The following is a 23,450-nucleotide window of genomic DNA, read 5'->3' as shown; positions in this document are numbered from 1 at the left end:
ATAAGCGGTTGTTGGGTAGTTAACAGTATTTATTCTAAATTTTTGAGGAGGTCATTCATTCCAAAAACGCCGTTCCTGCCGGGCAGCCATTCTGCGGAAACTACTGCCCCAAGCGCAAACCCGGCCCTGTTATGAGCGGTATGTGATATTTCGATGGTATCGACCTCGGACTCATACCGAACAATGTGAGTGCCTGGCACCTCCCCTATCCGCTTGGCGACGATTGGCAGATATCCTTCCTCTTCATCCGGAACCAGCTTCCATCCTTTCAGATCATTTGTTTCTTCCAGTATTCCTTCCGCTAGCGTAATAGCAGTCCCACTAGGGGCGTCCAATTTATGAATGTGGTGTATCTCCGTCATGGAACGCTGATAAGCCTGGCCATTCATGAGCCTGGCCAGCTGGCGGCTTAAACGAAAGAAAAGATTCACTCCAATGCTGTAATTCGAAGCATAAAAGAAAGCGCCTGCCTGCTCCTTGCAAAGTACTTCAATTTCGCTACGGTGTTCGAGCCAGCCGGTCGTGCCGCTTACGACGGGCCAACCCTTTTTCAGACAATATCTAATATTCTCAAAAGCGGCTTCCGGCGAACTGAACTCTATTGCGACGTCCACATCAGCCATAGCAAGCCGATCCATCTCCGACCGATTTTGCAAATCTATTTTCCCGACAATCGTATGACCTCTTTCCAACGCAATCCTCTCAATTGCCTTCCCCATCTTACCATACCCCAGTAATAATATTCTCATTAACAAACAATTTGATTGGTAACTATTTCCTTCATTTTAAATTAAAAACCAGCCTGAGTCCCGGCGCGGGCGTACGCATCAAAGGCTGCTGCAACTTGGGTTCTATCCGTAGTGTCAGGTCATCCGACAAATCAAATGTCTTCAAATGTGCTGCTACGTTTGCTTCGATGATGGATAGTGTATAAAACAACCCCGTCACGATCAACGCAAAACCCCTGTTGCGCCTCCAGTAATTTTTACCGCGCGCAGCCTGGTCTTTTGTCGCCGGAAGATATTGGCTGCTCGTATTCAGTAAATTTCTCACCCTGACTATCACCGTGGAATCTACCAGCTCCGGCTTGACGTCTCCGTAGTCGGCATTATTTTTATCCAATATAAAAAACTCCTTGTAAGCATTCAGATAATCGTGGTACTTCAGGGAATTCAGATAATAGGCGTAAAGCCCACCCCCTACCGCAAGGTACACGAAAGGAGCTTTCCAATAGTCCCTGTTATATATTTGACCAAGTCCTGGAATCAGCGCCATTTTGGTCGCTGTCCTCGGAACGGGCATAAATCTCGCCGTATCAACTTTAACTTTTTTTAACGAATCGACTGTCAGCAAAACGGCACTATCTGCCACCACTGCTGGAACATTTTTGATATTCAGACTGTCCTTATGATTCATTGTTTGCGCTGTAATGCTATTGCAAAACAGCAAGGTAACTCCCAGCCAAAACCAGTTTTTCAAGTCTTATTTGAATTTCAGTGTTTCCAATATCTTATTTAGCTCATCCTGGGACGTAAAAGGGATCTTAATCTCGCCCTTATGGTCTTCGTTGCTTTTGACAGAGACTTTTGCCCCGAAAAAAGAAGATAATTGGAATTGTAACGACTTAATTTCCTGATTAATTGTTGGCTGCTTTTTCGCGGGAAAGGACACATTGGTCATCATGCCCAACTTCCTTACTTCGTCCTCCACCTTTCTCACAGACCATCCTTCCTCAATTATTTTATTAAAAATCGTAAGCTGGCTCTGGTCACTGTTGATAGTAATGATTGCTCTTGCATGACCCATACTGATTTGATTATCACGCAACGCGGCCTGAATGACCGGCGGTAATTTCAATAGGCGTATGTAGTTATTTACGGTAGTGCGGTTTTTTCCGACCCGGACACCCAGTTCTTCCTGTTTTAGGTTACATTCCAATATGAGCCTCTGGTAGCTCAACGCAATTTCAATCGAATTGAGGTTCTCGCGCTGAATGTTTTCGATCAACGCCATTTCCAGCATTTGCTGGTCATTGGCTGTCCTGACATAAGCGGGAATGCTGGTCATGCCGATTGACCTGGACGCCTGAAGGCGTCTTTCCCCTGATATGAGCTGGAAGGAGTTCTCAGAAAGCTGGCGAACGGTGATGGGCTGGATGATCCCCTGAACGCGGATAGAATCCGCTAGTTCCTGAAGAGCTTCCTGATCAAATTTTGTTCTGGGCTGATATGGATTAGCCTCTATCTGGTCCACTTCGATCTCATTCATCGAACCGACGATCTCGGCAGCGGACATGCGGGAATTAGTCCTTGGCGTATTTATCTTTTCCGAATCCTGCAGAAGCGCCCCCAATCCCCTGCCAAGCCCCGTCATCTTTTTTGTCTTACTGCTATTCTCCATTTGTGTCAGTTAGTGCTATTCAACTATGATCAGTTCACGCCCATCGGCTTGTCCGATGATAGCAAACCATTTTTACTGAGAATTTCTCTTGCCAGATTTAGATAGCTAACTGCACCTTTACTATCCGAATCCTGGGCCATGACGGGAATGCCGAAACTAGGTGCCTCGCTGATACGGACATTGCGTGGGATGATCGTGTTAAAAACCAGTGATTCGAAATGATTGGTAACCTCCGTTACAACCTGGTTTGACAAGCGCAGGCGTAAATCGTACATCGTAAGCAGGATACCTTCAATAATCAGTGCCGTATTTAGCCGGGACTGAATAATAGTGATGGTATTCAGCAGCTTGCCCAGCCCCTCTAATGCAAAATACTCGCATTGCACCGGGATAATGACGGAATCAGCGGCTGTAAGACTATTAATGGTTATCAGACCTAGTGACGGAGAGCAGTCTATAATGATAAAGTCATAGTCGTCACGAATTTCCGTAATGGCGTCCTTCATCCTGTGTTCGCGGTTTTTGAGATTAATCATCTCTATCTCTGCCCCAACCAGGTCAATATGTGACGGCAGTAAATGAAGATTTGGAAAGTCGGTTTCCAGAATGATATCTGACGTTTTAGCCTGCTCCACCATACATTCATAAATGCTATTCTCCATCTCCTGCGGGTTGAAGCCCAGACCGGAAGTAGAATTCGCCTGGGGATCAGCATCAATGATCAGTGTCCTGAACTCAAGTGCGGCCAAACTGGCAGCCAGGTTAATAGCAGTGGTGGTCTTACCTACTCCTCCTTTTTGGTTTGCAATAGCAATTACTTTGCCCATGTATTCATTTGTGTTACCCACGTCAAATTTCTGTTATTCGGGGCAATTCACCAAAAAATGTTCCACGCAGTTTTAAATTCAACCAACAACTAATTAAATATCAATAAGTTACCTAATATTATTATTTAATTAAAATTAATTTTAGGCAAAATTTGCGTGGTGTTTCACGCCCAGACCTGTGTGCCTTCGGTACAGTTCTTGCACATTTCAATTTCAGACCGGGACCTAATTAATGAAGCCCGAAAATCCTTGTATTTTTTTCCCTTCCATAATTGACGGAAAGTCTCTCTTTTCATATCACCCAACTGATACTCTGCATCCTTGTCGAAACAACAGGGAACAACCGCACCGTCCCAGGTGATTACGCAGGAATGCCACATTTTCCAGCAATGATCAACAAACTTATTTTTTATAGAATAGCGCCCATTTTCCTGCTTTTCGTACCTCGCATATTTTTCGATCGTAGGGATTAAATCTGAACCCTCCTCGTAGTCATATATCTGGGCAGTCTTCAGGCCAACCTCATCTACTCCCATTTCCTCCGCCAGAAGCTTGACATCTTCAATCTGATGCTCATTCGGTTTTACAACCAAAAACTGAAATATTACATGTGGTGTGCTGGATTTCAGTTCTTTCTTCCATTTGATGATGTTCCTGGTCCCCTCCAATACCTTTTCCAGGTTTCCCCCGATCCGGTACTGCTGATACACATCCTGAGTGGTACCGTCAATGGAAATAATCAGCCTGTCTAAACCCGATTCGACTGTTTTTCTGGCTTTTTCGTCTGTCAGATAATGCGCATTTGTGGAAGTAGCGGTATAAATTCCTTTATCGTGCGCATACTGCACTAGTTCGAAAAACTTTGGGTGCAGGTAAGGTTCGCCCTGAAAATAGAAGATGAGGTAAAGCAGGGTGTCCGCTAACTCGTCAATAGTCCTTTTGTAAAGCTTCTCTTCCATCATGCCGGTCGGCCTCGTAAAAGAGCGCAGCCCGCTTGGACATTCGGGACAGCGGAGATTGCAGGAAGTAGTAGGTTCGAAGGAAATGGCGATCGGCATTCCCCAGTGTACCGGATTGCCTGTTGCCTTCGAATAAAAATAACTGCTCAGTATCCGAACGGCATTCCAGGCCCTTTTGGGTGTCACTTTGGACATCAGGTTCAGGCCATCCTTTAAATTTTTATTCATGATCGGTTGCTTTTAGCGGCCAGCTTCTAGCTATAAGCCTACTATGATGAGTGGTAGTGATTTGATTTAAGATACGGCACAAATCAAACCACAGCAATTCCAGTGGTGTACTTGATCTCGGAAATTACGAAATAACTGCTGATGTGTAACACACTTTTTAGGGCAGAAAGTTTATGCTGGTAGAATTGGTTGTAAGCTTCCGCATCCTCAACTACAACTTTTAGCATATAATCAAAATTGCCCGAAACAACAGAACATTCCAGCACTTCGGTCATTTTCACAATGGCCTGGTTGAAATCTTCGAAGCTCTCCTTGCGCTGCTTATCCAGGGTAACGTTGCAATAAACAAGCAATGTTTTTCCCAGCTTGCGTCTGTTCAGCAGACAGACATATTTATCGATAAAGCCCTCTTTTTCAAGCTTCCGGATTCTCTCATGCACGGGGGTAACTGACAAATTAATGCGACTGGCAATCTCTTTAATCGTCATCTGCGCATTCTGTTGCAGGAGTTCGAGGATTTTACGGTCGGTAGGGTCTGGCTGCATCAGTTTTTTTTATTGCGAATGTCCGTTTTACCAATAGCTGGCAGAATTTTTTCTTATCAGGTAACCCAAAAATAGTTTTCTTTTCCGTCTTACAGGTGAAGGATAGAATCTTTTTCCATGGGAAAGTAGTTTTGTACTGTTTAAAACTATCAACACTATTTATTTCAGCACAATGGTTATTGGCGTCCCCAAAGAAATTAAGAATAACGAAAACCGCGTTGCTTTAACCCCTGCGGGCGTGACCGAATTCCGTAAACAAGGGCATACCGTCTACATCCAGACAGAAGCCGGCAAAGGAAGCGGTTTTACGGACGAACTATACACTGAAGCGGGTGCGGTCATCCTCGCTAGCATTGAAGAGGTGTATAGCATTGCTGAAATGATCATTAAAGTGAAAGAACCAATTGAAAGCGAATATCCGCTTATTAAAGAAGATCAACTACTATTTACCTATTTCCACTTCGCTTCATCAGAACCCCTCACGCATGCGATGATCGATCGCAAGGCGGTCTGCCTAGCTTACGAAACCGTTGAAAAAACAGACAGAACTCTTCCTTTGCTCGTCCCGATGAGCGAAGTAGCAGGCAGGATGGCCGTTCAGGAGGGTGCAAAATATCTGGAAAAACCCATGGGTGGATTCGGAATTTTACTGGGAGGAGTAGCAGGTGTGAAGCCTGCGAATGTCCTGGTTCTGGGAGGCGGGATAGTGGGAACCCAATCGGCCAAAATGGCTTCTGGCCTTGGTGCAAACGTAACCATTGTGGATATCAGCCTTGCGAGGCTGCGTTACCTGGAAGACATTATGCCTGCCAACGTCGACACAGTCATGTCAAATGAATATAATATCCGCGAACTGGTAAAAAGTGCAAACCTGATCATTGGTGGTGTACTGATACCTGGAGCGAAAGCACCTTCTTTGATTACGCGTGATATGCTTAAGTTAATGAAACCTGGAACAGTGATGGTGGATGTAGCGATCGACCAGGGAGGGTGTTTTGAAACTTCCAAAGCAACTACGCATGAGGACCCAATATATGAAGTGGATGGTGTCGTACATTATTGTGTGGCCAATATGCCCGGAGCGGTTCCTTACACCTCTACGCTGGCCCTAACCAACGCCACCCTGCCCTATGCCTTGCAGCTTGCGAATCAAGGCTGGAAACAAGCTTGCTCGAAAAACGAGGAACTGCGCAAAGGATTGAATGTAGTAAATGGAAAAATCGTTTTCAAGGGAGTTTCAGATGCCTGGAACCTGCCTTATACCGATGTAAAAGAATTATTCTGAATCAACAAACCTAATAAATGAGCCTGGCAGGGATATACCTGTCAGGTTTTTTGCTTTTCTGGAAATATTACAATTATTTTCATCAATGCGTTGCTTATTTCAACTTTATTCTTACTTTTGCATAAAATTTAACGAACATCCGTTCGCTTCTCTGCTTCTTATACGGTTCAGCTATTTGAATAAGCTACCAGCCATTTTTCGTCCGGTTGGATTTCCCGTTTCCGCATGCAGAGCCCCACGGATGGTTGTGGCGGGCTTTGCGAAATCCCCTTTTAACTAATTTGTTTGTTCCACGTTTTACTGATTACATAGCCCGGTTCTATTGGGACTATCAGCATAATTCTGGCTTATCATTTCTGAGCTTTGCCTGGAATGAACGTCAATAAAAAGGAATAAGTCATCCGCGTTTTTTCAAAGAATTAATACAAAAATAAATATAATGACAACTGAAACTTTCGAAACTTTCGCAGAGCTTGGTCTCAACGAAAACATCCTCAAAGCCTTAACCGAAATGGGTTTTGAAAAACCCTCCCCGATACAAGCACAAGGAATCCCGGCAGTTATGCAAGGGGCCGACGTAATAGGACAGGCTCAAACCGGAACTGGTAAAACTGCAGCATTTGGTATTCCTGTACTGGAAAAAATTGACCTTTCCAGTAATTCGGTACAAGCACTTGTACTTTGCCCAACTCGTGAATTAGCAGTACAGGTTTCCGAGGAAATAGGCCGTCTTGCTAAATACATGAGAGGGATTAGAATTGAAGCGATTTACGGCGGCGATTCTATTGACCGTCAAATCCGTTCACTAAAAAAAGGTGTCCATATTGTAGTTGGAACGCCAGGCCGTGTAATGGACCATATGGAGCGCAGAACGCTTAAATTTGACGAAGTTCGTATGATGGTCCTCGATGAAGCAGATGAAATGCTTGATATGGGATTCCGTGAGGACATTGAAAGCATTCTGGCAGACATGCCCGCTGATCGTCAGACAATCCTGTTTTCTGCGACCATGTCTAAGCCGATCATGTCTATCACCAAACGTTTCCAGACAGATCCGGTACTTATTAAAGTCGTTCGCAATGAATTGACCAATGTAAATATCGAACAGGTATATTTCGAAGTGAAACCCCAGGCCAAAGTTGAAGTAATGACGCGCCTGATCGATATGCACCACCTGAAATCGCTGCTGGTTTTTTGTAATACGAAAAGAAAAGTGGATGAGATCGTCGAAGACCTGCAATTGAGAGGTTACGCTTCCGAAGGTATCCATGGTGATTTACGCCAGCAGCAGAGAAGTAACGTTATGAGCAAGTTTAAGGCTGGTGTCACTACGATTCTTGTAGCTACTGATGTTGCGGCACGCGGAATCGATGTAAGCGGGCTTGATGGAGTGATCAATTACGATATTCCATTGGACGAAGAATATTACGTACACCGTATTGGCCGTACAGGTCGTGCAGGTATGTCCGGAAAAGCGTTTTCGCTGGTCGCCCGTGATGAGAAATACCGATTGAAATCGATTGAAGGCTATACCAAGGTAAAAATTGAGAAAGGGGTTATTCCATCGTACGAAGATATCGTTGGCGTTCGGAAAGCCCGTTTTGTTGAAAACATTTCTGCGTCCATTAAAGATGTTGACGATCAGGATTTGTACATAGACGTGCTGGAAATGTTGCACCACGCAGGCTTCTCAACCGAGCAGATTGTGGGCGCAATGGCCAAGCAGATTATGGGTGTTCAGAAAAATGAATACTCAGACGGCAATCTGGCGTGGGAAGAAAGACGTAGTGACCGCGACGGTGGCCGTCGTGAAGGTGGTGACAGATTTGAGCGCAGATCGCCAGGTGGCAGCAGCAGGTTTGAAAGAGGTGGTGACCGCAGAGAAGGAGACCGTCGGGGAACTGACCGTTATGCCCCCGCTGCAAGAGGGGAATCAAGACGCACCGAGGGTGGTACTCGTGACGGAGAGCGTCGCCCGTCAATCCCGGAGGCTGGAATGACCCGTTTATTCCTAAGTCTTGGGCGTAAAGATCATATCATGCCTAAAGACATTGTTGGAGCAATTGCTGGCGAAGCTAACATCCCTGGAAAAACGATTGGAGCTATTGATATTTATGACAAGTTCACTTTTGTAGATGTTCCGGAACGTGACGCTCGTGCCGTATTGCGTGCAATGGACGGAAATACCATCAAGGGTAAGCCGGTTCAGATTGATATTGCGAAATAATTGTAGCGCAAAATTGCCTAAGAAAGGGACTTGTAAAAAGGTCCCTTTTTTTATTACTTTTCAACATGAAAAATATGGAGAAACCAGAGGTCTGGTTGCGCGGACCCCTGGCAGGCATACCGCCCTTATTGCAGCCGATCGCCCATGCCTTGTTACAGGCAGAAGAGGAAATGGCTCTGTTTGACTATGGGTTCCCGACAAAATATCTTTGGGAGAAACCTGCTGGAGTCGCCTCCGTCGGCTTTCATCTCCAACACCTGACTGGCGTTTTGGATCGTTTACTCACTTATGCTAGAGGTGAATCCCTTAGCGAAACACAATTGGCATATCTGAAAGCTGAGGGAACAAGCCCATTTCCCGAATGTTCCTATCATTACCTGTTTGGTCAGTTAAAATCACAAATTCAGGTGGCGATCACTCAAATAAAGGGTACTAATGAAGCTACTCTCACCGAAATAAGATACGTGGGCCGTGCAATGATCCCGTCCACTCACATAGGACTCTTATTCCACGCGGCAGAGCACACGCAACGTCATGTTGGTCAGCTACTCGTTACAGCCAGAATCTTAATGCAAAGTATGGAATAGCCCGCCTGTTGCTATTCATCCGATTCGGGCCTTACGCGCAGGAGACGAATTAACCAACTTTGCCGTTCGAGGACCTCTTGTTTTCTGTATTCTTCGTTAGCATCGGGCTCTACGAGTTTACCAAGGTCTGGCTGCCCGGCATTTACCCAGCAGGTATACCACATATCCCCCACCATTTGCACAGACGCCTTCATTCTTCTTTCAACCTGATGGTCAAGCAATTGATGATACCTGGCTGAAAAATCACGCGAATACGTCCTTGTTAAAATATTATTCCGCAATTCATAACTATACTTCTTTTCAGGCCTAAATTCTTTGGTGAGCTCTTTTTCCAAAAGAAACACAGAGTCAGAAGCCAGATGGGAGATTGCCACAACATTCCAGATATCGTCCTGCATCTTATTCCTGTAAACGGCAGCGCCAATCCAGAGGTCATAGTCCTCTGCAAATAATTCCGGTAATCTTGATTCCCAAAAACCATGAATTCCTTCCTGATTGGTTAACTGCCCATTGTAATTTCTGGTTGTGTGCAGTGGCACGTGCGCATCAGCAATGTAGTGACCAAGATCGGCCGAAATACGAAGGATCCGCTTCCTGTCAAGGGCCTTGAAAGCTTCTGTCAACTGGTAACAAGACAGCTGAATGTGCCATGGGACAATCCCGTGCCTGCGCAAGCTATCCTCGCCCATTTTCGCAACAGCCCTCTCCCAGTATCTTGGCAAAATCGATAAGGCGCTGTCTCCATAAACATCCAGATCTATGAAATGTCTTTCTGCCTCTCCGACTACCGAGTATCTTCTCTTATCCGGATTGACAGCGTTTTCCGTGAGGTAATCAATATTGAGCTTGTAGAAGATCTGCATTTCCGGAGGTAACCTAAACACTGCTAACCGATTGATCCGTTTGTGTGCCCAGAACCCCCAATGAGGTAATTGTGCCGAGGACGCGCCCAACAGGCCAACTATCCAGCTGACATTCAAGCAAAAGCTTAGAAAAAATTGATTTTTTAATCTTTTTTTTCGTGGAGGTTGGTTCCGGGATGCCATACAAAATTTGGATAAGGCAAATTCTCACGCCTATACCTTCTATGACGGCATTTGGAAAAAAAGTAACGGATTTTGCCAAAACTATCAGTTGAATTTTTCAAATCCGACAAAAATTTCGGCACGTTAGCGTCTTTCGAAACCCTATTTTTTATATAAAAGACACTTTATCACCTGGGCAGGGCTTCCGAATTAAATTCCGCCAAATTAAATAAAACCTATTATTTCTTTCATATTGACACAATTTGACGAAATTAGTTATATTTTATATATAAATAATGCAATTATTGACAAATGTTTTACCTTTGTCACAAGAAGTTTTAAAAATGTATTTTATCGAATTATAATAATGAAAACGAGAAATAAAACACTGGGATATTTGGTACCGATTTTTGCGCTTTGCGTTTTTATGCTTGTCATCTATGGCGCATATGTACCTCACAAGCCTGCCGAGATTCAACGGATAGTTTGCATCAAATTCAAGGCAGGTACTACTCCTGAAGAAGTAGAAAAACACATGCGCGACTTTGCTTCGATGAAGAATGCCGTGAAGGACATAGTTGCTTATTCAGCTGGGCATGTACAGGAGTCAGAACCGGATCAAAATGAGTTTGACGTCGTTCACTACCTTACTTTCCGCACCAAGGAAGCCGCAGAAAAATATGCTGCTAATGCAGATCGTAAAGAATTTGTCAAAGTCAATGAGGCTCATTGGGACAAGGTGCTGGAAATGAATTCCGACATTGAGAAATAAAATCAAACAATAGTAATAGGAGTGAAAATTTTAAAAAGAGTCGGGCATCCCGACTCTTTTTTTGTTTCACCAATTGATCGGATCTAGGCCCTTGCTTTCGAGGTATTTGTTGGCCTTGCTGAAATGATGTGTCCCGAACCAGCCGCCGTTGTTAGCAGACATGGGAGAAGGATGTTTAGCCTTGAGAACTTCATGCCTCTTGGCGTCGATGATCATGCCTTTATCCTGCGCATACCTACCCCAAAGCATAAAAACGACATGTTCCTTTTTATCCGACACGCACTTGATCACCGCATCTGTAAATCTTTCCCAGCCCTTGTTCTGATGTGAACCTGCAGCACCGCTCTGAACCGTCAAGGTTGCATTCAGCAGCAGTACACCCTGTTTCGCCCATCTTTCAAGATTTCCTGTTTTCGGAAATGGTTTTCCCAGGTCTTCCTGAATTTCCTTAAATATATTGATGAGCGAGGGAGGCATCCTCACTCCATCATTGACTGAAAAGCAAAGACCATTGGCCTGTCCCGGGCCGTGATAGGGGTCCTGACCGAGAATAACCACTTTGCAATCCGGGAAGCTACAAAAATCAAACGCGTTAAATATCTGCCTTTTGGGCGGGAAAATCTGCTTCGACGCGTATTCCTCTTTTACAAATGACACAAGTGTCGCAAAGTAATCTTTTTCAAACTCGGCAGCCAACTTCTCTTTCCATGACTGCTCAATCCGTACATCCATATACCAGGTTTTAGTTTATGAAACCAAATTATGTCATTTTGATTTGGTTTTATCACCGATTGATGACTATTTTCGTTTAAAAGGAAGTGTTACCGAGTTTACAAAGTAGCAGCGGCCATACCCAAACCCACCAACACCCTCAATTCTTATGGTTTCCAAAGTGACCGATGGTGTAAAAGTCACCGTATTGACGGAATTTCAACCGGACTATTCCAATCCTGGTCAAGACCACTATGTTTTTACCTATAAGATCTTGATTGAAAATCATAGTGAACATACTGTCAAACTGTTGAGAAGGCATTGGCATATATATGATGCTAATGGCACGGTCAGGGAAGTGGAAGGTGCTGGTATCGTAGGCCTTCAGCCTATTCTGGAACCTGGCGACGTCCATGATTATGTTTCGGGCTGTAATTTGCGTACTGATTTAGGCAAGATGGCCGGGACTTATCTGATGGAACGCGTGTTGGATGGAAGGCAGTTCAGGGTTATTATTCCGGCATTTTCTCTTGTAGCACCTTACCGTCTGAATTGATTATTTTGATTGCCGCCTATCTCAAGTATCTCCTCCGTTCCGGAAACGAACATTCCATTCATTCCCCATTCTTATTTGATCTATATACTCAAGTAATCGCTGTAAAAAGAGACGACAATACCGACTATAATCAGATCAAGTCTCTTCGCAAGGAACTTCTGCAGTCCAGTGCAGAGATTGAAATCCTGGACCTTGGAGCTGGTTCCAGAATCAACAAGTCCAGTCGGCGGAAGATCAGCACGATCGCCAAAAATGCTGAGAAACCCGAGAAATTCGGCAAACTCTTCTATCGGCTAATCCGAAAGTTCCAGCCCCAGACCATCGTCGAACTAGGTACTTCGCTGGGGTTGACCACCTTATATTTATCAAAGGCCAAGCCGGATGCGAAGGTATTAACCTTTGAAGGTTGCCCCGAAACCGCCAGGCAGGCCGAGCAGCACTTTGCCGAGCAAAACGCCAGAAATATTCAGGTAATCGTCGGCAATATTGACAATACGCTGCCAGAAAGCATGCGGGGATTAAACGCTACGATCGACTTCGCTTACTTCGACGCAAATCATCGTTTCGAACCTACTGTTCGGTATTTTGAGCAATGCCTACCTCACATTAAAAACGACTCTGTTTTTATATTCGACGACATCTATTGGTCGAAAGAAATGACTCAGGCCTGGCAATATATCAAAGTCCATCCGCGGGTGACTTTAACGGTTGACTTGTTTTGGGTCGGCCTGGTCTTCTTCAGAACCGAACAGGTCAAAGAGGATTTTATACTTCGGTTCTAACCATTTGCCATTAAATAATAATATTTTCCCGCTGGATAACTGAGTCTACCGATTAGCACTTTCTTTTGGTAAAGTTGTAACTTTATTGATCTCTCCCGTTCTAATCTATCATGAATATCCAGGCCATCCTGAGGTCTTTGTCCGAAAAAGGAATCTTGTCTGACCAACAATCCTCCATCATTTCCTCTTACGAAAAATCGAAACCATTTTCACTTTACTGGGAGCTAAGGTCTATACTTTATCTGGGAATTGCCTTGCTTACCACAGGCATTGGGATCATTATCTATGAAAATATAGATACCATTGGCCATCAGGCCATCATCGCCGCCATCGCATGTCTCACCATCGCATGTTTCTTATACACTTTTAAACATAGTCTCCCCTTCCAATGGCTGGAAGGGGAGAATCCAGATAAGTTTGCCGACTACGCACTCTTATTAGGTTGTACCACATTTCTGGCGTTGGAAGGATATCTGCAATATCAATATAAGTTTTTCGGCACGCGCTACGGGATTGCGGTGCTTATCCCGACTGTTGTGTTCTTGATCTCCGCCTATCGTTTTGATCACAAGGGGATCCTTTCTATGGGGGTGACAGGCATGGCTTCATGGCTCGGCCTCACAATAGCCCCACTTTCTATTCTTTCAGAAAATGATTTTACTGATGAGAAACTGCTTGTTTCTGCAATTGTGCTTGGCGTTATCCTCGTGGTTGCAGGCTGGGTTTCACAGGAAAAAGAGTTGAAACCACATTTTTCCTTCACATACATTTTCATGGGTGGGCAACTTGCATCGGTCGGAAGTCTTGTTGGGTTGTTTGCGCATTCGTTCAAAATCCTGTATTTCTTTGTAGGAATGTCATTATCCGTCTTCTTTATTCTACGTTCAAGATTCGCCCAGTCGCTGATTTTTCTGCTGATGGGAGTTGTCTATGGATACATTATCATCACCTACTCCATATTCAGTACGATTGGAAGCGACGCCGCTTTGGCACTGGGCTCAATTTATTTTATGCTTTCCAGCGCCGGAGTGATTATTTTCTTATTAAAATTTAAAGTTTTCCTGGGGATCAAAAAATGAAAAAGGCTTACAATTTGAGATGGGTTGAAAATCTGTACATCAAGCAGGCTGCTGCCCGGTGGACATCCAAAAATCTCCTGACTGCTGAGCAGGAAAGCCAGGTAAAAGACTTATTTCCAGAAGAATTTTATCACCCAGGAATTTTTGTAAAGATCGGGCTATTCATTTTTGGCGTAATTGCCTGTTCCTTTTTCGTCGGCTTTCTGGCCATTTTCTTCGCGAATGCGGATGGGGACGACGCATTTTCCTTTATGAGCCTGATAGCAAGCGGCTTTTTTCTGTTTTTTCTTGAATATCTGATCAAAAACAGAAAACTTTATCACTCGGGAGTCGACAATGCCCTACTCTATTCGGCGATTACTGCGGCCCTGGTACCGGTGTTCCTACTCTTTGAAAATGCCGACCTATGGTTTTACTGCGTCATCTCCCTGATAATATTTTCCATTGCTACTTTGCGTTATGCCGACTTATTAACCACTCTGGCCTGCTTTCTTGTCCTATTTACATTGTTGGCAGACTTAATGATGAAATTTCCACTTGGAAAAGCGCTGCTTCCGTTTTTCGTCATGATGCTATCCTCCATCATTTATTTCGGTTCAGTCAGAATCCACGATGTCTACTATCAGGATTGTAAAAAACTGATTCAGGCTTTGGCCTTGATCACTTGCTACCTTGGAGGTAATTATTTTATTGTGAGAGAAAGTAACGCAAGGCTCAATGATCTGAACTTTCCAGTTGCTCCTCAGATCGCCTTTGCGCCGTTATTTTATCTCTTTACAACTGTTATCCCCATTTCATACATTTTCATAAGTCTGAAAAAACACGACCGGATTTTACTGATCATCGGACTGATCACGTTCGCTTTTTCTATTTACACCTATCGCAACTATTTTAGCCAACTTACTCCTGCACAAGAACTTATAGCAGCAGGAACTGGCATGATCGCGGTTGCCATGCTTGTCATGAAATACCTCCACACACCCAAGCACCGGTTGTCGGACGAACAGGAAGGGCGTCGTAAGCTAGGGAATCTGGAAGCCATATTGGTGGCGCAAAATCTGGGGCAAACACCCCATGAAAACGGAATGGAGTTTGGAGGAGGTAATTTTGGCGGAGGCGGTGCCGGCGAAGTATATTAATTTGAGCAAAAAATTAAGAACTTTACCCAGGTTACTTAACTACGCTCAAATTTCCATATGAAAAGACTTGTCCTGCTGTTACTTCCTTGCTTATATAGTTTCGCCTCCCAATCGCAAGAGTCCGACGACAGAATCGCCGGAAAAACATCAAAGAACCCTGTTTTTCCAGGCTGGTATGCAGATCCAGAGGGGATTATTTTCAACAAAACCTTCTGGATTTACCCTACTTTTTCCGCACCTTATAACGAGCAGGTCCATTTTGATGCTTTTTCATCAAAAGACCTCATTACCTGGCAGAAACACAGTAATGTCCTTGATTCTTCGGCCATTAAATGGGCAAAACGTGCCATGTGGGCACCCTCGATCATCGAAAAAGACAAAAAATATTACTTCTTCTTTGGCGCAAACGACATACAAAGTGACAATGAGTACGGCGGTATTGGTATTGCCGTAGCCGACAATCCTGCGGGGCCTTTCAAAGACTATCTGGGCAAACCGTTGATCGACAAATTCTACAATGGGGCCCAACCAATCGACCAGTTTGTTTTTAAGGACAAAGACGGCCAGCATTATCTCTTTTACGGAGGTTGGAAGCATTGCAATGTCGCAAAACTCAAGCCGGACTTTACCGGCTTTATCCCGTTTGAAGATGGCAAAACATTTCATGAAATAACCCCCGAGGGTTACGTAGAAGGGCCCTTTATGTTTATCCGCAATGGTAAGTATTATTTTATGTGGTCCGAAGGCGGCTGGACAGGGCCCAATTATTCCGTTGCCTACGCCATAGCCGATTCACCTTTCGGGCCCTTCAAACGCGTCGGGAAAATTCTTCAGCAAGATCCCAAAGTTGCTACGGGCGCAGGCCATCATTCAGTAATTCAGGTTCCCGGAAAAGACGAGTGGTATATCGTATACCACCGCCGTCCTTTAACTGAAACGGACGGAAACCACCGTGAAACTTGTATCGACGTCATGACCTTTGATCAAAACGGGACGATTAATCCTGTAAAAATTACACGCGAGGGAGTGAAGGCTGTGCATTTGAAATAAACCTTCTGACTAATCAATCAGGCAGATTACTCAACATATCAACATGACTTTTAAAAATTCAATGATCGCCGTCGGCGTTTATCTGCTAACCATTGCGGTGAGCCCGGCCCAACGGTTTTATTCTGTTGTTTTTAGTAAGCTTCCACAGGATTATCAGCTCTACCCACGGAACATTACAAATGAAGGCGTAGTCCCCGTCGCCGGGATAGTAGAAGTAGCTGGCTGGAAATACATGTCTGTTCAGGTTACGCGCAACAATGCCCCCTACAAATACTTCCGGGCTCCAATTACATATCAGAATAATGGCAACGGGGTGTTTTCGGGCGAGACAAAAATAAAAGCCGAACTGGCGGGGTACGAATTCAAAGTTTACGCGTGCAAGGATGCCGATTCTGTTCTGGTAGTAACCCGGCAGCAAATTGTGAGCGGGGACGTCTACATCCTTTCAGGCCAGTCCAATTCGACGGGTTTCTTTACGGAGGCGGATACCAATCGTTTTTGCCGGACTTTTGGCAAAATCACCCAGAACCTGAACACAGATACGTACAATGCCGCGGATACCTTATGGGCATTTTCCAATATGAACTCCTACGAGACCGGTGTTGGAACCATGGGTTTTGAAATTCAAAAACAATTGATGCAGGTGTCAGGGATCCCTAATTGTCTCATCAATGCCGGGTTTCACTGGTCCTCCGCCTATAGCCATGCCATAAGAACAGAAAGCAACCCGACAGACTTCAATACCGGCTATGGAAGAATGCTCTACCGGATCCAGAAAGCCGGTCTGGTGAATTCGGTGAAGGCTTATATTTTTCGGCAGGGAGAAACTGAGGCATACAACGAGGGGTTTAACTGGGAGGAGAATTTTGATAGGCTGAGGAATTACCTGAAAGCCGACCTTCCAAACCTTCAGAAATTTTATGTGTTCCAGATCGACATTATTTACTACCCATCGTCAGTAGGGGCCGTTCTGAGGGATTATCAGAGGCGTCTTCCGGAGATTTACCCGGATATACGATCGCTGGCCACGGTCGGAACAACGGAATTCGACGGGCTGCATTACGGACATTCAGGCAATGTGCAAAGCGGCCAGGAAGTTTCCCGCTTGATAGAGAGGGATTTTTACGGGCTGAAAGATACCCTGAACATCAATTCCCCTTCCCTGAAAAAGGCATTCTACACCAATAGCGACAGAAAGCAGCTCACACTCGTATTTGACGAAGGACAAGAATTAGTATATCCAGAACCTTACAAGCCCAATGCTAACGTGACGCTGGATATCAAAGATTTTTTTTACCTGGGTGGAAATCAGGGCGGAATTGTCTCTGGAAAGGTCGAAGCCAACAAGGTTATACTTGAACTAAACGGGCCTCAGAGGGCGACAACATTGGATTATCTGCCGATGTACCTGGAGCAGGGAGGACCCTATTATCCTTTCACAGGTCCCTATATCAAGAACAAGCTCGGAATGCGGGCATTCACTTTTTACAATGTCCCGCTTTCTGTTGGATTAAAAACACCTTTGCTGACAGTGACAGACGATGTGGACAAAAATGTTGCTCTAAATTGGGACGCCGTCGCGGACGCCATTGAATATGTGCTGGAAAGGAAACTACCGGGAAGCGGCTCATTTGTGCATCTCGCAAGTGTTAAGGGGCAGGTATTAAAGTTTGTCGACAAGCCGGACCAGGTTGCTGGAACGATTCAATATCGGTTAAAGGCCGTTGGTACCAATTCCGAGTCCGCCGAATATGCCTATGCTGATTACGAATTCCCGGTCGTCCTGGGTGTTGAAAAAGAAAAAAATGCCTTAATTTCCGTCTTCCCTAACCCTGCTGCCAGAGATCAGCCCGTTCAAGTACGTTTTGCAGAGCCAATGAAAGGCGTAGTGTCTGTCTTAAACAGCAAAGGGCAATACACGTCCCAGCGCGCTGTTCAAGTCAATCGGAATACAACCATAATGCTGCCGGAACTGGCGCCCGGGCTTCACGTTGTCAAATTTAAATCGGGAGATCGAGAATGGAGCAAAAAAATAGTCGTCCGCTGATTTACATATAGGTATGAGCGTTTCGTCGTAAGAAATTGTATAGCGAGTGCAGCGTTGCGCCATGTCATGAACACATTGGAATGATTTTTGCTAATCTAAGGCAGAACTAACTTATTCGCGGTTTCTACCCTATCTGAATTTATTCTGATCCGACATGCATTTATCGACTTATGAGGAAAAAGTAACGCAGGATTTGCTCAAGTGGCAGCAAAAAATGCAGAAGCGGCCTAATCTGGTGGATAGGACTTCCAAGGCTGTTCAGGATAAAATCAATGACATCATTCCAGACAAAGTTCATCAGGTAATCACGACGACGATCAAGCAAATGACCCGAGCGGTACTGACAGGCGCGGAGTTCACGACGCCCAGCCAGCCTCGAAAAGAAAGTTTGGAAGAAATAGAAGCATTGGTCGGAAAAAAGATTGCTGTATACAAAAAGGCAGGGGCCGCAGAGGGCGGAATAACAGGCGCGGGGGGGTTCTTACTCGCTCTAGCAGAATTTCCCATACTGATCGGGATCAAATTGAAGCTGCTTTTTGAGATTGCTGCACTGTATGGACGACCTATCAATGACTACAAAGAAAGGCTCTTCATCCTTCATATTTTCCAACTCGCATTTTCAAGCCAAAAACAAAGACAGAAAGTTTTTGAACAAATGAGCAATTGGAACGTGAAAAGCAGCAGCCTGCCTGACGACATACACCAATTTGACTGGAAATCGTTCCAGCAGGAATACCGGGATTACATCGACCTTGCAAAAATGGCCCAGCTCATTCCGGGCATCGGGGCGGCAGTTGGCTTGATCGTCAATTACAGGCTGCTAGACAAGCTCGGGAAAACAGCGATGAACGCATACCGGATGCGTTGGCTGGAAGACCGTACGCTTCAGGAAATCAGACCGCAGGCCAGCCTGCCTTTGAATTATTAAATATCGAAAAGTATCGAGGACCCACTTTGCACCAAAATTGAATGAGCGCTAAGAGAAAGGAACAAGTTTATACCAAAGGAATAGATTCCGCCCTTCTGGCAATTTATAACGGATATGTTTTTTTTATACGTTTTTTCCGCGAGGTTTTCCGTGGAAGAATGGAATTCCAGGAAATAGTGAAACAATGCTACGCGATTGGAAATAAGTCGCTGCTTCTCATCAGTTTGACAGGGTTTATCACCGGTATGGTATTCACAAAACAGTCGCGGCCTTCATTAGCTGAATTCGGGGCGGTGTCGTGGCTTCCTTCACTGGTCGCCATTGCGATTGTGCGTGCACTTGCTGCATTGGTAACCGCGCTGATCAGCGCTGGTAAAATCGGTTCAAGCATTGGCGCGGAACTAGGGTCGATGAGGGTCACCGAGCAAATAGACGCCATGGAGGTTTCTGCGGTCAATCCTTTCAAATTCCTGGTTGTAACCCGCGTCCTGGCATCGACAATAACGATCCCGATCCTGATGTTTTATTGTACGCTGGTAGGCCTTTTGGGGGCATACCTGAACGTCGCATTGAACGAAGGAACCAGCTTTATTGCGTTTTTTGAGAATGCATTCGAACAGATCACTTTTCTGGACATATTTACTTCCCTTGCAAAGGCTGTCGCATACGGTTTCACGATCGGGATTGTGGGCTGCTACCAGGGATATAATGCCAACAAGGGTACTGAGGGCGTAGGTAAGGCTGCAAATTCAGCGGTCGTTATTTCCATGTTCCTCATTTTCATTGAAGAAGTGATCATTGTTCAGGTATCCAATTATTTTAGAATATAGAAATGGAAGATTTTGCCAAATCCGAGGAAACCGTCATAGATATCCGGGACCTTCACAAGTCATTTGGAGATCTGCATGTGTTGCGGGGCGTGGATTTGAAATTGAACAGAGGCGAAAACGTGGTGGTTCTTGGGCGTTCGGGAACCGGCAAATCCGTTCTTATCAAGATCATTGCCGGCTTGCTTCGCCAGGACCGCGGACAATGTCTTGTGCTAGGTAAGGAAGTATCCAAACTAAACGAAAAGGAATTACGCGATCTGCGCCTTAAAATTGGCTTTTCATTCCAGAACAGTGCGTTGTACGATAGTATGACTGTACGCGAAAACCTCGAATTCCCTCTGGTACGCAATGTGAAAAACCTCACTCGCGCCAACATTAACGAGCAGGTCGAATCAGTACTCGACGCCGTTGGCCTGTTGCAGACCATCAACCAGGTTCCGTCGGAACTTTCGGGCGGGCAACGCAAGCGGATCGGTATTGCCAGGACGCTGATATTGAAACCGGAGATCATGCTCTATGATGAGCCTACAGCCGGCCTTGACCCAATCACCTGTCTGGAGATCAATCAGCTGATCAATGAGGTAAAAGAAAAATACCACACCAGTTCCATCATCATTACCCACGATCTTACCTGCGCCAGAGCCACCGGGGACCGGATCGCCATGCTTTTGGATGGAAAGTTCCTCAGGCAAGGCACTTTCGAGGAAGTATTTGACTCGGAAGAGCCGAGAATCAAGAGTTTTTACGATTATAATTTTATTCAGTAAATAATGGAAACATCAACAAGAAAACGCTCCATAACCGTAGGCCTATTTGTGCTGATAGGTATTGTAATACTCGTTGCAGGCATACTTACCATTGGTAGTATGAAAAAGGTCTTTTCATCGACGATTACAGTGAAGACTATATTTGACGACGTCAACGGCCTTAAACAAGGAAACAACATCTGGTACTCCGGTGTGAAGATTGGGACCGTCAAGTCCATTCGTTTCCTGGAAAATTCGAAGGTGGAGGTCATGCTGCATATCGAAGAAAAATCACAGGAATTCGTCCGTAAAAATGCCAAGGCGAAAGTCAGTACCGACGGATTAATCGGAAACAAAATCATTGTCATTTACGGAGGGACCCAGAAAGTGCCTTCGATAGAGGACGGGGATGAGCTCGTCGTCGAGAAAATGGAAAGTACCGATGAAATGCTTGCCGTTTTATCTGAAAATAATAAGAACTTATTGGGCATCACCAGTGCATTCAAGACAATCAGTAAAAATATACTAGAGGGAAAGGGTACTGTTGGAATGCTGTTGAATGACGAGCGACTTTACAATGACGTTGAGCAAACACTGGCTGCATTGAAAAAAGCTTCGGTCAATGCGCAGACACTGACAGCATCTCTCTCGGGTTATTCTGCGAAATTAAATGAGAAAGGTGGTCTGGCCAATGATTTTGCCACAGATACCGTGATTATGAAGGATCTGAGAGGTACCATTGCCAGGCTGAACGAAACCGTTTCTTCTGCCAACGTTATGGTAAATAACCTTAAGACCGCGAGTGCAGATCTCAATTCCAATACAACCAGTCCCATCGGCGTTTTGCTACACGACGAGGCTACTGCAGCTAATTTGAAAGGAACATTAAAAAATCTTGAAACCAGTACCGGCAAACTGGACGAGAATATGCAGGCCTTAAGATCCAATTTCCTTTTCCGTCGTTATTTCAAAAAGAAAGCGAAGGAAGAAGCAAAGCAGTCGGCAAATCAGGAAGTGAAGGAGCAGGTTAACCAATAAATGTATAGTTTTGCAGCATAGCCTGGCCCGTAGTAATTACAGTAGTTCTACTGACTATTACTACATTGATTTCTTTTTAGCGTCTGAGATACTTTTTAATTAAACACTGATGGCCTTACAATTGAACCCTGTACTGGATTCTGACTATATCGATCAGGCTTATGGCGAAGACCCCGTCATTTTACACATGATTTTTGACGCTTTCCTGAGTGACTCGCTCCCCAGATGGCATGCACTTGACAATGCCCTAAAGACAGACGACAAAAAAGAATCTGCCAGCATTGTACACGGCCTTAAACCTTCGTTTACCATGACTGGCCTTACGAAACTACGTCCCAAAGTCGACGAACTGGAACGGGCGATCAAGAATAATGCGGATACTTCCGAATTAATGGAGATGTACCGCAAAATATCTGGAGAGCTGAATTCCGTCATTCCCATCCTGGAACAAGAATCGGAACGATTGAAACTGATCTGAATGAGTTTAGACTGCGAGTTGGCGGAGTATAGCTTACTCTATGCGCTTTTTCTTTTGGCCTTGTCCCAGGCAGCACTCTGCGACCCTTTGAAATACCTTCGGATCCCTGCTATCACTGCATAATTCATCATACAGAAATAGTAGGGAACGAATAGCGCCTTCACCTTGATTTCTCTCCTTTCCATGACCCAGCCTGCCAGTGCGAGTCCGTAGAAAACAATTTGGCCTGCCAATAACAGATCGTAAAACCAGCCTCCTCTTTGCCACACAATCAAAATATTCAGGACAAATGCAAGGATCATCAAAAAGGGTGTGATCGTCCACCTCAGCACCCGGTGACTAATGTATTGGAACGACAAAACCGGATAGTTGAACGGGTTCAATAATTTCTCAAGACGCAGAATGGACTGAATTCCCCCCGCAGCAATTCTGACCTTCCTTTTCAGCTCTTCCTTGATATTTTCCGAAGACAACTCAGAGGCATACGCTTCCGGCTCATAAATAATCCGGTATCCCTGCAACGCAATGCGCATGGATATCATAAAATCATCCAGGATTGTGTCGGGCTCCACCTCCTTGTACAATGCCCTGCGAACACTGAACAATTCTCCTGCCGCACCCACGACCGAGTACAGCTCGGAATCCCATTTTTTAAGTGTCGATTCGTATTTCCAGTAAAAACCTTCTCCTGCTGTTGCGTCGGATACTGCAGCCTGCATAACCCTCTTTTCCCCGGAAACTGCGCCCACCGTCGGGTCGGCATAATGCCTGGCGATCAGTACCAGGGCATCTTTGTTCAGGAAAGTATTGGCATCCGTATAAACCACCACATCGCTTGTAACTTCGTGCATCGCCCGATGTACGGCCAGGATTTTTCCGCTACGTGCCGGCGTGTGCATCAGCTTGATCTGGTCATAAGCACTTACCAATTCGGGAGTACGGTCTGATGAGCCGTCGGTTACAAAGATCAGGGTGAGTTTGCCTGCAGGATACGACAATTCGAGGGTGTTTTTGATTTTCTCCTCAATGATACTTTCCTCATTATACGCTGCGACGATCAGTGTAAGGGTGGGGAATTCCTGATCTAACCCCGGAATGGTCCTTTTGCCTTTAATGGCCCTTCGAATGCGTACCAGCACGTACAAAACAACTGCATACCCCAAAAAAGTGTAAAAAACGATAAATAAGCTGAGCCAAAAGAATATTTCCAT

The 23,450-nt window shown here is 45.0% G+C and carries 24 protein-coding genes; 15 read left to right on the top strand and 9 right to left on the bottom strand.

Features of this window, described 5'->3' with window-relative positions:
- Positions 1–29: 29 nt before the first annotated feature.
- From dapB to AC1XUF_RS02330, 6 genes are all read right to left on the bottom strand, one after another.
- Positions 30–749: a 4-hydroxy-tetrahydrodipicolinate reductase gene (gene dapB, locus AC1XUF_RS02355; protein ID WP_483340042.1), complete on the bottom strand. Its 720-nt coding sequence runs from the start codon at positions 747–749 to the stop codon at positions 30–32.
- Positions 750–780: 31 nt separating this feature from the next.
- The gene (locus AC1XUF_RS02350) at positions 781–1,416 is read right to left on the bottom strand and encodes a DUF5683 domain-containing protein (RefSeq protein WP_483340041.1); all 636 of its coding nucleotides are present in this window, start codon (positions 1,414–1,416) and stop codon (positions 781–783) included.
- A 66-nt stretch (positions 1,417–1,482) separates the two neighbouring features.
- Positions 1,483–2,400: a ParB/RepB/Spo0J family partition protein gene (locus AC1XUF_RS02345; protein WP_483340040.1), complete on the bottom strand. Its 918-nt coding sequence runs from the start codon at positions 2,398–2,400 to the stop codon at positions 1,483–1,485.
- A gap of 29 nt (positions 2,401–2,429) precedes the next feature.
- Positions 2,430–3,227: a ParA family protein gene (locus AC1XUF_RS02340; RefSeq protein WP_483340039.1), complete on the bottom strand. Its 798-nt coding sequence runs from the start codon at positions 3,225–3,227 to the stop codon at positions 2,430–2,432.
- A 164-nt stretch (positions 3,228–3,391) separates the two neighbouring features.
- On the bottom strand, positions 3,392–4,414 hold the full coding sequence (locus AC1XUF_RS02335) for an SPASM domain-containing protein (protein ID WP_483340038.1): 1,023 nt from the start codon (positions 4,412–4,414) through the stop codon (positions 3,392–3,394).
- 83 nt (positions 4,415–4,497) lie between these two features.
- Positions 4,498–4,959, bottom strand: coding sequence for an Lrp/AsnC family transcriptional regulator (locus AC1XUF_RS02330; protein WP_483340037.1), 462 nt, complete (start codon positions 4,957–4,959; stop codon positions 4,498–4,500).
- A 172-nt stretch (positions 4,960–5,131) separates the two neighbouring features.
- Between AC1XUF_RS02330 and ald the strand changes: the two genes are divergently transcribed.
- The 3 genes from ald to AC1XUF_RS02315 all read left to right on the top strand — a co-directional run bounded on the left by ald (position 5,132) and on the right by AC1XUF_RS02315 (position 9,058).
- On the top strand, positions 5,132–6,244 hold the full coding sequence (gene ald / locus AC1XUF_RS02325; RefSeq protein ID WP_483340036.1) for an alanine dehydrogenase: 1,113 nt from the start codon (positions 5,132–5,134) through the stop codon (positions 6,242–6,244).
- Between the two features lie 439 nt (positions 6,245–6,683).
- Entirely contained in the window at positions 6,684–8,471 is a 1,788-nt protein-coding gene (locus tag AC1XUF_RS02320) for a DEAD/DEAH box helicase (RefSeq protein WP_483340035.1), read from the top strand.
- Positions 8,472–8,536: 65 nt separating this feature from the next.
- Positions 8,537–9,058, top strand: a complete 522-nt coding sequence (locus AC1XUF_RS02315; protein ID WP_483340034.1) for a DinB family protein — start codon at positions 8,537–8,539, stop codon at positions 9,056–9,058.
- A gap of 11 nt (positions 9,059–9,069) precedes the next feature.
- Here AC1XUF_RS02315 and AC1XUF_RS02310 read toward each other — a convergent pair whose 3' ends face one another.
- On the bottom strand, positions 9,070–9,942 hold the full coding sequence (locus tag AC1XUF_RS02310; RefSeq protein ID WP_483340033.1) for a zinc dependent phospholipase C family protein: 873 nt from the start codon (positions 9,940–9,942) through the stop codon (positions 9,070–9,072).
- A 508-nt stretch (positions 9,943–10,450) separates the two neighbouring features.
- On the opposite strand from AC1XUF_RS02310, the gene AC1XUF_RS02305 reads away from it, so the two are divergent.
- Positions 10,451–10,855 (top strand): Dabb family protein, encoded by a 405-nt coding sequence (locus AC1XUF_RS02305; protein WP_483340032.1) that lies wholly within the window; start codon positions 10,451–10,453, stop codon positions 10,853–10,855.
- Positions 10,856–10,921: 66 nt separating this feature from the next.
- Here AC1XUF_RS02305 and ung read toward each other — a convergent pair whose 3' ends face one another.
- Positions 10,922–11,587, bottom strand: coding sequence for a uracil-DNA glycosylase (ung, locus tag AC1XUF_RS02300; protein ID WP_483340031.1), 666 nt, complete (start codon positions 11,585–11,587; stop codon positions 10,922–10,924).
- Between the two features lie 148 nt (positions 11,588–11,735).
- Here ung and apaG point away from each other — a divergent pair, with 148 nt between their 5' ends.
- The 11 genes from apaG to AC1XUF_RS02245 all read left to right on the top strand — a co-directional run bounded on the left by apaG (position 11,736) and on the right by AC1XUF_RS02245 (position 22,239).
- Positions 11,736–12,122: a Co2+/Mg2+ efflux protein ApaG gene (apaG, locus tag AC1XUF_RS02295; protein WP_483340030.1), complete on the top strand. Its 387-nt coding sequence runs from the start codon at positions 11,736–11,738 to the stop codon at positions 12,120–12,122.
- Positions 12,119–12,904: an O-methyltransferase gene (locus AC1XUF_RS02290; protein WP_483340029.1), complete on the top strand. Its 786-nt coding sequence runs from the start codon at positions 12,119–12,121 to the stop codon at positions 12,902–12,904. The genes apaG and AC1XUF_RS02290 overlap by 4 nt, the downstream gene beginning before the upstream one ends.
- A 110-nt stretch (positions 12,905–13,014) precedes the next feature.
- A complete protein-coding gene (locus AC1XUF_RS02285) occupies positions 13,015–13,983 on the top strand; it encodes a DUF2157 domain-containing protein (RefSeq protein ID WP_483340028.1) in 969 nt (322 codons plus the stop codon).
- Positions 13,980–15,122, top strand: a complete 1,143-nt coding sequence (locus AC1XUF_RS02280; protein ID WP_483340027.1) for a hypothetical protein — start codon at positions 13,980–13,982, stop codon at positions 15,120–15,122. The genes AC1XUF_RS02285 and AC1XUF_RS02280 overlap by 4 nt, the downstream gene beginning before the upstream one ends.
- 57 nt (positions 15,123–15,179) lie before the next feature.
- Entirely contained in the window at positions 15,180–16,172 is a 993-nt protein-coding gene (locus AC1XUF_RS02275; RefSeq protein ID WP_483340026.1) for a glycoside hydrolase family 43 protein, read from the top strand.
- 43 nt (positions 16,173–16,215) lie between these two features.
- Positions 16,216–18,219, top strand: coding sequence for a T9SS type A sorting domain-containing protein (locus AC1XUF_RS02270; RefSeq protein ID WP_483340025.1), 2,004 nt, complete (start codon positions 16,216–16,218; stop codon positions 18,217–18,219).
- A gap of 154 nt (positions 18,220–18,373) precedes the next feature.
- Positions 18,374–19,147, top strand: a complete 774-nt coding sequence (locus tag AC1XUF_RS02265; protein ID WP_483340024.1) for an EcsC family protein — start codon at positions 18,374–18,376, stop codon at positions 19,145–19,147.
- Positions 19,148–19,188: 41 nt separating this feature from the next.
- A complete protein-coding gene (locus AC1XUF_RS02260) occupies positions 19,189–19,977 on the top strand; it encodes an MlaE family ABC transporter permease (protein ID WP_483340023.1) in 789 nt (262 codons plus the stop codon).
- Between the two features lie 2 nt (positions 19,978–19,979).
- A complete protein-coding gene (locus AC1XUF_RS02255) occupies positions 19,980–20,744 on the top strand; it encodes an ABC transporter ATP-binding protein (protein WP_483340022.1) in 765 nt (254 codons plus the stop codon).
- 3 nt (positions 20,745–20,747) lie between these two features.
- On the top strand, positions 20,748–21,761 hold the full coding sequence (locus AC1XUF_RS02250) for an MlaD family protein (RefSeq protein ID WP_483340021.1): 1,014 nt from the start codon (positions 20,748–20,750) through the stop codon (positions 21,759–21,761).
- A 109-nt stretch (positions 21,762–21,870) separates the two neighbouring features.
- Positions 21,871–22,239 (top strand): Hpt domain-containing protein, encoded by a 369-nt coding sequence (locus AC1XUF_RS02245; RefSeq protein WP_483340020.1) that lies wholly within the window; start codon positions 21,871–21,873, stop codon positions 22,237–22,239.
- Positions 22,240–22,277: 38 nt separating this feature from the next.
- On the opposite strand, the gene AC1XUF_RS02240 is transcribed toward AC1XUF_RS02245, so the two are convergent.
- Positions 22,278–23,450: a glycosyltransferase family 2 protein gene (locus AC1XUF_RS02240; RefSeq protein WP_483340019.1), complete on the bottom strand. Its 1,173-nt coding sequence runs from the start codon at positions 23,448–23,450 to the stop codon at positions 22,278–22,280.

The sequence above is a fragment of the Dyadobacter sp. HNCC25DJ185 genome (genome assembly GCF_056895195.1).
The sequence above is the reverse complement of the archived record's forward strand: the minus strand, read 5'-3'. Positions and strand labels throughout refer to the sequence as shown.